Genomic DNA, 14,101 nt, shown 5'->3' on the forward strand with positions numbered 1-14,101 from the left:
ACAGCCTTCGGCAGTTCCCGCATGACATTCACGCTTCGCCTCGCCCGGCCCGCCGACGCGGTCACCCTCCCCGCCATCGAACGCTCGGCCGCCGAGCTGTTCCGCCTCGACCCGACCCTGGCCTGGCTGGCCGACAGCAATGTACCCGACGCCGCACAGCATTTGCAGGCCATCGAGCAGGGACATGTATGGGTTGCAGAAAATACTGTCGGACAACTTGCCGGTTTTTTAAGGGCCGTTGAAATCGACAACCAGTTACACGTCGAAGAACTGTCCGTCAGCCAACACTTTCAGGGCCAAGGCATCGGTCGCAAGTTAATGTTGGGCGTGATTGAACACGCGCGACGGCAGCAACTTGAGGCGATCACGTTGACCACTTTCCGCGACCTGCCGTGGAATGCGCCGTTCTATCAACGCATGGGTTTTGTGCCATTGAACGAAGTGGATGCCGGACCGCGTTTGATCGAGGTACTCAACGACGAAATCGCCCACGGTTTGCCCGGTGAGCGACGTTGCGCGATGCGATTGATGCTCGGCTGAATTACAGCGGTGCCTTCAGATCAACGCCCAATGCCTGAGCGAACGCCTTCACCAACGGACTGCGCACGGTGTTGTGACGCAGGATCAGATTGAACGGCGTGGCGATGTTGATTCGCTCAGGCAGCACTGCGCGAAACTGCCCCGCCGCCACCAGCGTGGCCGCGTAATGCCGGGGCAGGAAGCCTACGAAGCGCCCGGTCTTGATCAGCAGCGCCACGGCTTCGACCTGGGTCGCCGAAGCGGAAAAACTGTCGTAGCGGGCAAAATTGAGTTTGTCGCGATGGATCGCGTAGCGGTGGTTGATGCACTCGTAATCCTGCAGCACATCGCTGTTCATTTGTGCTTCAGGCATGTCGAACAACGGATGGCCGACAGCGCAGTAAACCTCCGAACGTTCTTCATATAACGGGTAATAATCAAACTCTTCCCGCTTTTGATAGACCGGCACTATTCCCGCCACCAGACGCCCCTCTACCACCCCTCTTTCCACCTCATCCAGCTGGGTGGCCTGAAGTTGAAACCTTACTTTCGGCGACTCTTCATTTATTCTTTTAAGCGCGGCAACTAACGGTGAATTAAGGTCGCTGATCGTATTATCGATCACCCCCACGCCAAGATCGCCGATAAGTTCGTTCTGCGCCGAACTAAGCCGATCCCGAAAGTTGTCGACCGACGCAAAAAGATCAATCGACGCCTGATACACCAGACGCCCTTCCTCGGTCAGGTGAAACCCCTCGCGCCCCCGGGTACACAGGCGCATGCCGATGCGGATTTCCAGGTCGGAGATCTGCTTGCTGATGGCCGCAAGGCCCACGTTCAGCTCGTTTTGCGCGGCGCTGAAGCCTCCCGCCTCGACCACGGCCTTGAACACCTTGAGCAGTTTGAAATCCAGTCCGCTGAGGGCCAGCGGTGCTCGGTGAGCCGTTTTCAGCGGCGGGTTTCCGGAATTGGAAAGTGGGGTTTCCATAATGCTGATTTACCTCTGGCGCAATGTTCAACAATCTGTGTCCAACAACAAAAACATCGCCGGCTAATAATAATGATCACAGAAAACAAGCCTTGGCAACCGCCAAAAAATCCCGAACATCAGTGCCAACTCACTGATCGTCAAACATTAAAAGCTGACACTTCGATCAGCTCTTGTCTCTTTGCAACTGCCCTCTTGAAAACTGCTTTGGCCTGATTCTGTCCGTTGCTGCTGTTCGCTAAATAGCCAGCGCGATTTTCAGGGCCAGCACACCGATTTCAGTTCGCGTTACCGACGAGGAAAACAACAAATGTCTCAAACCACCGACCGTCTCTGGGGTGCCCGTTTCAAAAGCGGCCCGTCCGCAGCCCTGGCGGCCCTGTCCCGTTGCCCCGAGCGCTATTTCCGCCTGACGCCGTACGATCTGGCCGGCTCCAAGGCCCACGCCGGGGAACTGCAACGTGCCGGCCTGCTGGACGAGCAGGAAACCCGCACGATGATCGAAGCCCTGGACGGCATCGGTGCCGATTTTGCTGCCGGGCGCATTGCCCCGACCCTGGACGACGAAGACGTTCACACCTTCATCGAGCGCCTGCTGACCGAACGCCTCGGCGCATTGGGCGGCAAGCTGCGTGCCGGCCGTTCACGCAACGACCAGACCGCCAACGACCTGCGCCTGTTCCTGCGGGATCACGTGCGCACCCTGGCTGTGGAAGTCCTGGCCCTGCAAACGGCGCTGGTGAATCAGGCCGAGCAGCACGTCGACAGCATCTGCCCGGGCTTCACCCACTTGCAGCAGGCGCAACCGATCGTGTTCGCCCATCACCTGCTGGCCCATTCGCAATCGATGCTGCGTGACGTGCAGCGACTGGTGGACTGGGACGCCCGCACCTCACTGTCGCCACTCGGTGCCGCAGCCATGGCCGGTTCCGCGATCGCTCGCCAGCCACAGCAATCAGCGAAGGAAATGGGTTATGCCGGGGTCTGCGAAAACTCCATCGACGCCGTGGCCAGCCGCGATCACGTCGCCGAATTCCTGTTCATCGCCAGCATGCTCGGGATCAACATCTCGCGTCTGGCCGAAGAGTTCTGCCTGTGGTCGTCGCGCCAGTTCCGCTGGGTCGATCTGGACGACGCCTACGCCACCGGCAGTTCGATCATGCCGCAGAAGAAAAACCCGGACATCGCCGAGCTGGCTCGGGGCAAGGCCGGACGTCTGATCGGCAACCTGACCGGTCTGCTCTCGACGCTCAAATCCCTGCCTCTGTCGTACAACCGCGACCTGAGCGAAGACAAGAACGGCGTGCTCGACAGCGTCGACACCCTGCTGTTGGTGCTGCCGGCGATGGCCGGGATGGTCGCGACCATGACCGTCAACGTCGAGGAACTGCGGCGTCAGGCGCCGCTGGGTTTCACCCTTGCTACCGAAGTTGCCGACTGGCTGGCGGTGCGCGGCGTGCCGTTCAAGGAAGCCCACGAAATCACCGGGGCGCTGGTTCAGGCCTGTGAGAAACACAGTCTCGAATTGTGGGAAGCCTCGCCGGCGCTGCTGGCCGAGATCGACCCGCGCCTGACGGCGGACGTGCGCGACAGCCTGACCCTGGAAGCCGCCATCGCTGCCCGCAGCGGTTGGGGCGGCACCGCGCCGCAGCAAGTGCGCGAGCAGATCGGCCGACTGAAAACCGCCCTCGCTGTGCAACAACAGTGGACCGAAAACTACCAAGGCTTCCGCCTCTAAGCCGGATCCCCCTCCCCCCCGGGAGGGGGTTGATCTGAAAGTACAGTGTACGGAGAAACACCATGAGCCAGACTCAGGCAGAACGACTCCAGGCGGAGCGCAAACTGGCGGAAAACCAGTTCGACATCACCCAGTACCAGCATGTGCCACGGCGCTATTACGGGCGAATCTTCTTCGCCACGTTGATTGTGATCGCGATCATCGGCCTGGTGCGGGCCTTCGCCGAAGGCAAGATCGAATGGTCGTACATCGGCCAGTTCCTGACTTCCGAAGCGATCATGTGGGGCCTGCTCAACACGATCATCATGGCCGTGCTGGCCATGGCGCTGGGCATCGTGTTCGGGGTGATCACCGCGATCATGCGCATGTCGGCCAACCCGATCCTGCGCTACGTGGCGCTGACCTACACCTGGCTGTTTCGCGGTACGCCGCTGATTCTGCAACTGCTGTTGTGGTTCAACCTGGCGCTGATCTTCCCCACCATCGGCATTCCCGGCCTGTTCGAACTCGACACCGTGAGCCTGATGACGCCGTTCGTGGCCGCCCTGCTCGGCTTGAGCATCAACCAGGGCGCCTACACCGCCGAAGTGGTGCGTGCCGGCCTGCTGTCTGTGGACACCGGCCAGTACGAAGCGGCCAAGTCGATCGGCATGCCGCGCCTGCAGGCGCTGCGCCGGATCATCCTGCCGCAGGCCATGCGGATCATCATTCCGCCGGTCGGCAACGAATTCATCGGCATGGTGAAAATGACCTCGCTGGCGAGCGTGATCCAGTACTCGGAACTGCTCTACAACGCCCAGAACATCTACTACGCCAACGCCCGGGTCATGGAGCTGCTGATCGTCGCCGGTATCTGGTACCTGGCCACCGTCACCGTCCTGTCCTTTGGTCAAAGCCGTCTGGAGCGTCGTTTCGCTCGCGGCGCCGGCAAGCGCTCGTAAGCCGCGCAGGAGAATCGAACATGAGAAGCATCGTCAAGGCTGTGGCCCTGAACAAATATTACGACCAGTACCACGCGCTCAAGGACATCAACATCGAGGTCGAGCAAGGCGAAGTGCTGTGCATCATCGGCCCGTCCGGCTCGGGCAAGAGCACCCTGCTGCGCTGCGTCAATCAGCTGGAAAAGATCGACAAGGGCGGCCTCTGGGTCGATGGCGAACTGGTGGGCTACCGCGTCGTCGGGCACAAGCTGCACGAACTCAACGAGTCGCAGATCGCCCGTCAGCGTCTGGCCACCGGCATGGTGTTCCAGCGCTTCAACCTGTTTCCGCACATGACTGTGCTGCAAAACATCATCGAAGGCCCGTGCCAGGTGCTCAAGCGTTCGCCCAAGGAGGCTCACGAAGAAGCCCTGGAACTGCTGGCCCGAGTTGGCCTGGCCGACAAACGCGACAGCTACCCGATCGAGTTGTCGGGCGGTCAGCAGCAACGGGTGGCGATTGCCCGCGCCCTGGCCATGCGACCCAAGCTGATGCTGTTCGATGAACCCACTTCGGCACTCGACCCGGAACTGGTCGGTGAGGTGCTGTCGGTGATGCGCGATCTGGCGCAGACCGGCATGACCATGATCGTCGTCACCCATGAACTGGGCTTCGCCCGTGAGGTTTCCAACCGCATGGTGTTCATGGACGGCGGGCAGATCGTGGAGGCTGGAAGCCCCGAAGAAATACTAATAAGTCCGCAAAACCCGCGCACCCAAAGCTTCATTTCTGCCGTTCGAACCTGAGGCCCCTTTGGCCTTCACAACACTCATAAGAGAACGTCCATGAAGAACTTCGTTATCCCAGCAGTACTCGCAGGCCTGATGGCTTCCAGCGTCAGCTTCGCCGCCGAATTGCCGGCCGGCATCAAGGAAAAAGGCGAGATCGTCGTCGCGATCATGCCCAACTACCCGCCGATGGATTTCAAGGACCCGGCCACCAACAAGCTCACCGGTCTGGACTACGACCTGGGCAACGCCCTGGCCGAACGCCTCGGGATCAAGATCAAGTGGCAGGAAACCGGCTTCGAGCAAATGATCAACGCCCTGACCACCGACCGCGTCGACATCGTGCTGTCGGGCATGACCGACACCGCCGAGCGTCAGGCCAGCGTGACCTTCGTCGACTACTTCACCAGCGGCCCGCAGTTCTACACCTTGCAGAAGAACACCGCGACCAACGAAATCACCGACCTGTGCGGCAAGAAAGTCGGCACCAGCCGCCGCACCACGTTCCCGGCGGAAATCGCCGCGTGGAGCAAGGAGCACTGTGAGGCGGCAGGCAAACCGGCGATCAACGTGATCGGCACCGAAGGCTCGGCCGACGCCCGCGCCCAACTGCGTCAGAGCCGTATTGATGCGGCGATGCAGGGCAGCGAAACCCTGTCGTACCTCAAGACCCAGGAAAAGGACATGTACAAGACGGTCGGCCAGCCGATCTCCGTGCAGTTCACCGGGTTGGGGGTGAGCAAGAAGAAACCTGAGCTGAGTGAAGCGGTGAAAGTGGCGTTGCAAAGCATGGTGGATGACGGCAGCTACAACGCGATCCTGAAGAAGTGGGATCTGGAACTGGGTGCGATCAAGGACGTGACCATTAACGCCGGCAAGTAAACCGGTCAGCGCCGACCCAACCGGTCGGCGCTTTTTCATGAACAGCTGGAGCGCCCTTGATGTCCTCCTTGCAACCCACCTGGCCCGACCAGCACAAAGCCTGCCTCGCCCTGGCCTTCGATCTCGACGGCCCGACCGGCGACGCCATGCTCAACGGTTCGATCTGGCACAAACCCGAATACTTCGGTTTCGGCGGCTATGGCCCCTACCGCGCCTTGCCGCGCCTGCTGGATCTGCTCGACACCTTCAAGATCCCGACCACTTTCTTCGTCCCCGCGTGGGTCGTGGAAAACTGGCCAAAACAATGCCAGGCCATCGTCGAGCGCGGCCATGAAGTCGCCTACCACGGCTACAAGCACGAATCCTTCTACGCCCTGACGCTGGATCAACAGCAGGCCGTGATGAACAAGTCCCGCGACGTTTTCTGGCAATACCTGCACATCCGCGCCGAGGGGTTTCGCACCCCGTCCGGGGACTGGCGCGCCGAGACCCCGGCGATGCTGGCCGACAACGGCGTCATCTATTCCAGCAGCATGCGCGGCGATGACCGCCCGTATCTGGTCAACGTCCCCGGCCACGACACCCCACTGGTGGAGATCCCCGGCCGCTGGGAGATGGACGACTACGCCTCCCTCGCCTACACCCGCGCACCGAACTTCCCGTCCGGGCTCGACCGCATCGCCAGCTACGAGCTGACCCTCGACAACTGGCAACGCGAGTACGACGGCGCGATGGACGAGGGACTGTGCCTGACCACCCTGTTCCACCCGAAAATCACCGGCAAACCGGGGCGCATCCTGTTGCTGGAGAAACTCTTCGAACACATGCGCCAGCGCGATGACGTGTGGTTCGCCACCTGCCGTGACGTCGCGCGCTGGTGGCTGAAGGAGCATCACCATGGCTGACGCTGAAAACCTCTGGCCCGCCGGCAAACGCTGCGCGGTGGTGCTGACCGTCGATTACAACGACATCCACGGCATTCTCACTCAGGCCCCGGAAGTCGCCGGGCGCGACAAGACGCTGTCGGTGTGGCGCTACGGCACGCAACGCGGCGTCGAGCGCTTGCTCGGTCTGTTCAGGGAACTCGGGGTGCGCAGTAGTTGGTTCGTGCCCGGCATCGTCGCCGAGGAAAATCCGCAGCACATCGCCGCGATACACGCTGACGGCCATGAAATCGCCTGCGCCGGTTACCGCCATCAGGATTACGACACGCTGGATCTGGCGGCGCAAAGCGCAGAAGTCGCCAAGGGTTGTGCAGCGCTGGAAGCATTGACCGGCGTGCGTCCAACCGGTTTTCGGATTCCTGCGGGCAACGGTGCACCGGGGTTCATCGAAGCCTTGAAAGATCACGGCATTCACTGGTCTTCGTCCTGGCGTGGCGATGACCTGCCGTTCTGTCACCCGACCGCGCCCGAAGTGGTCGAGCTGCCGCTGCATTACGAACTGGAAGACGAACCCTACTTCGCCTTCAACCTGAGCCCGGCCGTGCCGCCGGCACAATCGCGAATCGCTTCCTACAGCCACACCCTCGGCAACCTGCAAATGGACTTCGCCGGGTTCCTCCGCTTCGGCCTGTGCTACGTGCTGCGCCTGCACCCGGAAATCATCGCCACGCCGGGGCGTATCGGTGTGTTGCGTGAATTGCTGCAAGGCATTCAACAGCACGACGACGTGTGGATCGCCACCGGCGCCGAAGTCGCGCAATGGTGGGCGCAAACGGCGGCGCCGGTCGCACAGGATCACCCGGCGTCAGTGTATGAACGCCACTATCGGGACTACCTCGTATGACCGAACGCATGCAGCGGCTGGCGCAGTTTTGCGTCGAGACCCGGTTTGAAGATCTGCCCCCGGCGTTGGTGGCACAGGCCCAACGGCACATTCTCGATACCTTCGGTGCCGCGCTGGCCGGGGCCGACAGTGCGGTGGCGCTTCAGGCTCGGCAGGTGTTCGGCGCCGAACCGGGCACCGCACTGGTCTGGGGTTCATCACTGCGTGTCGGCGCCGGGCATGCAGCATTGCTCAACGGCATCGCCGCCCATGCGCTGGAGCTGGACGATACCGGCGGTTGCGATCATTCCGGCGCGGTGGTGCTGCCGGCGGTGATGGCCGCGCTGTCGCTGGTGGATCGGCCGGTGGACGGTCGCGAGTTCATCACCGCCGTGGTGATCGGCTACGAAATCGGCCGGCGGGTGCTGGAAGCCTGCGGCAGTTATTCCGCGCACAACGGCGCCGGTTGGCACTCCACCGCCACCTGCGGCGTGTTCGGCGCGGCGGCGGCCTGTGCGCGGATCTTTACCCTGGATGCAGGGCAAACCGTATCGGCGCTGGGCATCGCCGGCAGTTTCAGTGGCGGGTTGTGGGCGTTCATCCACGACGGTTCGCAAAGCAAGAAACTGCACAGTGGCCGTGCAGCCGAAGGTGGTTTGCTGGCGGCGCGTTTTGCTCGCGAAGGTGTCAGTGGGCCGTCGGTATTGTTCGATGATGTCTGGGGTGGATTTCTCAAGACCCTCGCGCCGGGTAGCGCGCAACCGGATGCATTGGACGCCGAGTTGGGACAGGTCTGGAAACTCGCGCGCTGTTCGATCAAACCCTACGCTGCCTGCCGTGGCACTCATTCGGCGATCGATGCGCTCGGCTTGTTGCTGGAGCAATTGCAAGTCGACGCCGATCAGGTGGAAGACGTCCAGGTGAACCTGTGCGGGTTTCTGCTCGACATGTGCGGCGGTCGCGACACCCGCAGCCTCGCCGCTGCGCAGATGAGCCTGCCTTACGCCCTCACCACGCGACTGGTGCACGGGCACTGTCGGCTCGAGGCTTACGATGAGCAGCCGCGCAACGATCCGCGCATTGCTCAATGGCTGACGCGCATTCGCCTTGAAGTGGATGAGCGTCTGTCGGAGGATGGCGAGCCGGTGGTCATTGTTCGAACCCGCGACGGGCGTCAGGCGAATCTGTGCGTCGAGGTGCCGCTGGGGGCACCGGGCAATCCACTGAGCGAGGCGGCGCTGGAGGAAAAGTTTCTCAGTCTGGCGTTGCGCGTGAGTTCAGCAGCCAAGGCTGAACGGCTGCTGGCGCAGTTGCGGCAACTGCAAACGCTGGATTCCGTGCGCGATCTCGAGCACCTGTTAACCGAATAAGGACATTTGATTTTCCGTGGCCACCTACTCGCTCGTTATCCGCCGCCTGATGATCGTTTCGCTGACCATCGTCGTCAGCCGCGCCATCACCAGCCCTTTGCTCACGCTGTTCTTGAGCAACAAGCTCGGCCTCAACCAACAGGACGTCGGGTTGCTGCTGGGTATCGCGGTGTTCATCGCCACCCTGCTTGCGCTGTACGGCGGCTACATCATCGACCGACTCGAGAAGCGTCGGTTGCTGATTCTGGCGATGCTGTCCAGTGCAGTCGGCTTCGTGCTGCTGACCTTCGCCAAAGACCTTTACCTGACGACCGCGACCCTGGTCATCACCGAAACCGCCTCGGCGTTGTTCCTGATCGGTTCCAAGGCGATCCTCAGTGAAAATCTGCCCATGGGTCAGCGGGCCAAGGCGTTTTCGCTGCGCTACACCCTGACCAACATCGGCTACGCCACCGGCCCGATGCTGGGTGTGGTGATCGCCGGGGTGTACCCGATTGCGCCGTTCCTGATTGCTGCCGGTATCGCTTTCGGCAGCATCTTCCTGATGATCGGCATCCCCAAGGACGCCAGCCCGGTCGCCGCCATCGGCCAGCCGCAAAGCTTCCTGAAAACCCTGGTCACCCTGAAAAACGACCGCACGCTGATCATGTTCACCTGCGGCTGTCTGCTCAGCACCGTGGTCCACGGGCGCTTCACGCTGTACCTGTCGCAATACCTGCTGGTGGTCGAAGACTCGCAGCGCGCCCTGCAAACCATGGCCGCCCTGCTCGCTTGCAACGCCATCGCGGTGATCCTGTTGCAGTACCAGATCGGCCGCTTTCTCAACCGGGAAAAGCTGCGCTACTGGATTGCCGCCGGCACCAGTCTGTTCATCCTCGGCCTGATCGGTTTCAGCCTCGCCGACAGCCTGGTGAGCTGGTGTATCGCAATGTTCATCTTCACCCTCGGCGAGATGATCATTTATCCGTCGGAGTTCCTGTTCGTCGATACCCTGGCCCCGGAAGAATTGCGCGGCAGTTATTACGGCGCGCAGAACCTCGCCGCATTGGGCGGTGCATTGAGTCCGGTGATCTGCGGTTTCCTGTTGATGCACACGCCGGCGCCGACCATGTTCTACGCGCTCAGCGCACTGACCGCGATGGGCGGGCTCCTGTGCTTCATGAGCGGACGCCGAGTGGCTTTACTTCATAAATAATGCATTGAAGATGCATTTATATGAATTTGTCAGCATCGAGATTGCTTGGCACACTGTGCGCGTTCCTCCCCCAATAGTTGGAACACTTCGAAGGACTTTCCGGATTGACGGACAAGTCCTTTTTTTTGCCTTCAGTTTCCCCAAGAGGATCGGTTCTTCATGCTCGCTCGCTGGTTGCCCGCCGCCATCAACACCCGCCCCACCGAATGGAGCCGCGCCGCCATCGGCATGGCGCTGGGCACGCTGGTCAGTGTCTGGGTGTGCAGTCAGGTGTTCGGCATCGAAGTCGCCTACCACCTGATCGGCCCGTTGGGTGCATCGGCGGTGTTGCTGTTCGCTGTGTCCTCCGGCGCCCTCGCCCAGCCGTGGTCAATCATCGGCGGCTACCTGTGTGCGGGTGTCGTGGCATTGCTGGTGGCCCACGTCCTCGGCCGAACCCTGGGCAGCGCGTGCCTGGCGGCGGGCATGGCGCTGATCCTGATGTGCTGGCTGCGCTGCCTGCACCCACCGGCCGGCGCGGTGGCCTTGACCATGGTGCTGGCCGACCCGACCACCATCGCCATGGACTGGAGAGCCCTGGAACCGGTCATGCTCAGCGCTGCGTGCATGCTGCTCAGCGCGCTGGCATTCAACAACCTGACCCGCATCCGCTACCCGAAACGCCCCGCCGAACCCGCGCCGGCCGTGGCGCCGATCGATACGCAGGCCATCACGGCAGAAGACCTGAAACTGGCGCTGGCGGACATGGAGGCGTTTATCGATGTCACGCCGGAGGATCTGGAGCAGTTGATTCATGCCAGCGAACTGCATGCCAAGCGGCGGAGCATTGGCCAAGTGTTCACCTGACAAAGGCGTCCTGCTGCAACGCCCTGAAAATGGATCAATCCGGCATCGACCGGATGATGTCCGTCAGATCCTCTTTGGTGATTTCATTGGCCTTGATAGCGGCGGCGATGTCTTTTTTGGAGAGCGGAAAACGTTTGAACATGTCTTTCAACGTGTCGGCATCGACATTCGACAACCAGCGAGGATCAATCAATGATCCTCCATACTCGGGTTTCATCGGCACTGGATCGCCGGCAATAACACCCTTGTGATTGAAAAAGACCATGTAACGACTAAAACCTTCGGGGTAGCTTTTGTCGTAATAAAGCGTCGTGCTGGCGGGCAGCACGTAATAGTGTTCATCATCGCCACTCCCCGCGATCAGCAAGGGTTCTTTGGTCCTGATCATCTCCATGCCATACGCCCTGGAAAGCCCGCCACGCAGGACAAACGCCAACGCTGCGACATTGATAACCGTCAGCAGCAGTAGCAACACAACGATCAGTCTGCCTGTTGAATACCTTGTGATTGACATGGTGCGACTCCATTGCGCGTTGAGCTCTGGTGAAAAAAACGCCGTGTTTCTGTTGCAGACGCTGTTGAAGCGAAGGTCTGTTTGCGGGCTCGTCGCAACCGCCGCGCAGCCTAGCAGGCGCCGGCGCTCCGGCCACAATTTTTCATTTTGTGGTCAAGGCAAAAATGCAGACAGCCCGTGCACATATCCCCGTTGTACACGGCAAATTTGCACTGTTACGATCCGCTAACGCTCGCGCGCGAGCTTCTCGAATAAAGACAATAAAAGCAGGGAGTTAGTGATGACTGCTCAGGCTTCATCCCCGCGGACTTCGTCCATGGATGCCACGCCACACGAAGTGCTGGCCGAGGTTCGCAATCACATCGGTCATCTGACCCTCAATCGCCCCGCCGGCCTCAATGCCCTGACCCTCGACATGGTGCGCCAGCTCCAGCAATACCTGGACGCCTGGGCCGGTGATGCTGATATTCACGCGGTCGTGCTGCGCGGTGCCGGCGAGAAAGCCTTCTGTGCCGGTGGCGACATTCGTTCCCTGTACGACAGCCATAAAAGCGGCGACACGCTGCACGAAGATTTCTTCGTCGAGGAATACGCTCTCGACCTGACGATTCACCATTACCGCAAACCGGTGCTGGCATTGATGGACGGCTTCGTCCTCGGCGGTGGCATGGGCCTGGTGCAAGGCGCCGATCTGCGGGTGGTCACCGAGAAGAGTCGTCTGGCGATGCCGGAAGTGGCCATCGGGTATTTCCCGGATGTCGGCGGCAGTTATTTCCTGCCGCGCATTCCCGGCGAACTGGGTATTTACCTGGGCGTCAGCGGCGTGCAGATTCGTGCGGCGGATGCGCTGTATTGCGGCCTCGCCGACTGGTATCTGGACAGCAGCAAACTCGGCACCCTCGACGAGCAACTCGATCAGTTGCAATGGCACGATACGCCGCTGAAAGACCTGCAAAACCTGCTGGCCCGTCACGCCGTGCAAACCCTGCCGGATGCGCCGCTTGAAGCCTTGCGCCCGGCCATCGACCACTTCTTCGCCTTGCCAGATGTGCCGAGCATCGTCGAGCAATTGCGCGCCGTGACCGTTGCCGACAGCCACGAATGGGCGACCACCACCGCCGACCTGCTGGAAACCCGCTCGCCGCTGGCCATGGGCGTGACCCTGGAAATGCTGCGTCGCGGCCGGCACCTGAGCCTGGAACACTGCTTCGTCCTCGAACTGCATCTGGATCGCCAGTGGTTCGAACGCGGCGACCTGATCGAAGGCGTGCGCGCCTTGCTGATCGACAAAGACAAATCACCACGCTGGAACCCGCCGACCCTTGCCGCGCTGCACGCCGAGCACATCGCGAGTTTCTTCCACGGTTTCGCTGAGAGCGGGAGCTGAGCCATGCACGATCTCGAATTGACTGAAGACCAGGTAATGATCCGCGACATGGCCCGGGACTTTGCCCGTGGCGAAATCGCCCCCCACGCCCAAGCCTGGGAAAAGGCCGGCTGGATCGATGACGGTCTGGTGGCGAAGATGGGCGAACTCGGCCTGCTGGGCATGGTGGTACCGGAGGAATGGGGCGGCACGTACGTCGACTACGTGGCTTATGCGCTGGCGGTGGAAGAGATTTCCGCCGGTGACGGCGCCACCGGTGCGTTCATGAGCATTCACAACTCAGTGGGCTGCGGGCCGGTACTCAACTACGGCAGCGAGGAACAGAAACAGACCTGGCTGGCGGATCTGGCCAGCGGCGCAGTGATCGGCTGCTTCTGCCTGACCGAACCCCAGGCCGGCTCCGAAGCGCACAACCTGCGCACCCGCGCCGAACTGCGTGACGGGCAATGGGTGATCAACGGCGCCAAGCAATTCGTCAGCAACGGCAAGCGGGCGAAACTGGCGATTGTGTTTGCCGTCACCGATCCCGATCTTGGCAAGCGCGGTATTTCCGCGTTTCTGGTGCCGACCGATACGCCGGGCTTCATTGTCGACCGCACCGAACACAAGATGGGCATCCGTGCCTCCGACACCTGCGCGGTGACGTTAAACGATTGCCGTATTCCCGAAGCCAATCTGCTGGGTGAGCGCGGCAAAGGCCTGGCCATTGCTCTCTCCAACCTTGAAGGCGGACGCATCGGCATTGCCGCGCAAGCACTGGGCATCGCCCGTGCAGCGTTTGAAGCGGCGCTGGGTTACGCCCGTGATCGGGTGCAGTTCGGCAAGGCGATCATCGAGCACCAGAGCATCGCCAACCTGCTGGCGGACATGCAGATGCAGATCAACGCGGCACGCTTGATGATCCTGCATGCGGCGCGGCTGCGTACAGCAGGCAAACCGTGTCTGTCTGAGGCTTCGCAGGCCAAACTGTTTGCTTCGGAAATGGCTGAAAAGGTGTGCTCGTCAGCGATTCAGATTCACGGCGGGTATGGGTATCTGGAGGACTATCCGGTGGAGAAATACTACCGGGATGCGCGGATTACCCAGATTTATGAGGGGTCGAGCGAGATACAGCGGATGGTGATTGCGCGGGAGTTGAAGAACTACCAACTCTGATTGGGCGCCCCCACGCAATGCGTGGGGGCGAA

At 61.2% G+C, this 14,101-nt stretch carries 14 protein-coding genes; 12 read left to right on the top strand and 2 right to left on the bottom strand.

Going from position 1 to position 14,101, the window contains the following annotated elements; genetic code table 11:
• Positions 1-21: 21 nt before the first annotated feature.
• Complete coding sequence (locus tag AC07VV_RS04940; RefSeq protein ID WP_495035509.1) at positions 22-540, top strand: GNAT family N-acetyltransferase; 519 nt, start codon at positions 22-24, stop codon at positions 538-540.
• Between the two features lies 1 nt (position 541).
• On the opposite strand, the gene AC07VV_RS04945 is transcribed toward AC07VV_RS04940, so the two are convergent.
• Positions 542-1,507, bottom strand: coding sequence for a LysR family transcriptional regulator (locus tag AC07VV_RS04945; protein ID WP_096821466.1), 966 nt, complete (start codon positions 1,505-1,507; stop codon positions 542-544).
• A gap of 310 nt (positions 1,508-1,817) precedes the next feature.
• Between AC07VV_RS04945 and argH the strand changes: the two genes are divergently transcribed.
• From argH to AC07VV_RS04990, 9 genes are all read left to right on the top strand, one after another.
• Positions 1,818-3,245 (top strand): argininosuccinate lyase, encoded by a 1,428-nt coding sequence (gene argH / locus AC07VV_RS04950; RefSeq protein WP_495035510.1) that lies wholly within the window; start codon positions 1,818-1,820, stop codon positions 3,243-3,245.
• 62 nt (positions 3,246-3,307) lie between these two features.
• Positions 3,308-4,186, top strand: coding sequence for an amino acid ABC transporter permease (locus tag AC07VV_RS04955; RefSeq protein ID WP_096821468.1), 879 nt, complete (start codon positions 3,308-3,310; stop codon positions 4,184-4,186).
• A gap of 20 nt (positions 4,187-4,206) precedes the next feature.
• Positions 4,207-4,971, top strand: coding sequence for an amino acid ABC transporter ATP-binding protein (locus AC07VV_RS04960; protein ID WP_096821469.1), 765 nt, complete (start codon positions 4,207-4,209; stop codon positions 4,969-4,971).
• 39 nt (positions 4,972-5,010) lie between these two features.
• Complete coding sequence (locus AC07VV_RS04965; RefSeq protein WP_096821470.1) at positions 5,011-5,835, top strand: ABC transporter substrate-binding protein; 825 nt, start codon at positions 5,011-5,013, stop codon at positions 5,833-5,835.
• A gap of 56 nt (positions 5,836-5,891) precedes the next feature.
• Entirely contained in the window at positions 5,892-6,740 is an 849-nt protein-coding gene (locus AC07VV_RS04970; RefSeq protein WP_495035511.1) for a polysaccharide deacetylase family protein, read from the top strand.
• Positions 6,733-7,623, top strand: a complete 891-nt coding sequence (locus tag AC07VV_RS04975) for a polysaccharide deacetylase family protein (RefSeq protein WP_495035512.1) — start codon at positions 6,733-6,735, stop codon at positions 7,621-7,623. Before AC07VV_RS04970 ends, AC07VV_RS04975 begins: the two co-directional genes overlap by 8 nt.
• A complete protein-coding gene (locus tag AC07VV_RS04980) occupies positions 7,620-8,972 on the top strand; it encodes an MmgE/PrpD family protein (protein WP_495035513.1) in 1,353 nt (450 codons plus the stop codon). The genes AC07VV_RS04975 and AC07VV_RS04980 overlap by 4 nt, the downstream gene beginning before the upstream one ends.
• Before the next feature lie 16 nt (positions 8,973-8,988).
• Entirely contained in the window at positions 8,989-10,167 is a 1,179-nt protein-coding gene (locus AC07VV_RS04985) for an MFS transporter (RefSeq protein WP_495035514.1), read from the top strand.
• Positions 10,168-10,326: 159 nt separating this feature from the next.
• Entirely contained in the window at positions 10,327-11,013 is a 687-nt protein-coding gene (locus AC07VV_RS04990; protein WP_495035515.1) for an HPP family protein, read from the top strand.
• A gap of 34 nt (positions 11,014-11,047) precedes the next feature.
• On the opposite strand, the gene AC07VV_RS04995 is transcribed toward AC07VV_RS04990, so the two are convergent.
• Positions 11,048-11,527: a hypothetical protein gene (locus AC07VV_RS04995; RefSeq protein WP_495035516.1), complete on the bottom strand. Its 480-nt coding sequence runs from the start codon at positions 11,525-11,527 to the stop codon at positions 11,048-11,050.
• A gap of 280 nt (positions 11,528-11,807) precedes the next feature.
• Here AC07VV_RS04995 and AC07VV_RS05000 point away from each other — a divergent pair, with 280 nt between their 5' ends.
• Complete coding sequence (locus AC07VV_RS05000) at positions 11,808-12,914, top strand: enoyl-CoA hydratase/isomerase family protein (RefSeq protein ID WP_495035517.1); 1,107 nt, start codon at positions 11,808-11,810, stop codon at positions 12,912-12,914.
• A 3-nt stretch (positions 12,915-12,917) separates the two neighbouring features.
• Positions 12,918-14,069, top strand: a complete 1,152-nt coding sequence (locus tag AC07VV_RS05005) for an acyl-CoA dehydrogenase family protein (protein WP_495035518.1) — start codon at positions 12,918-12,920, stop codon at positions 14,067-14,069.
• Positions 14,070-14,101 lie beyond the last annotated feature (32 nt).

The sequence above is a fragment of the Pseudomonas sp. GW821-FHT02C04 genome (assembly GCF_059421845.1).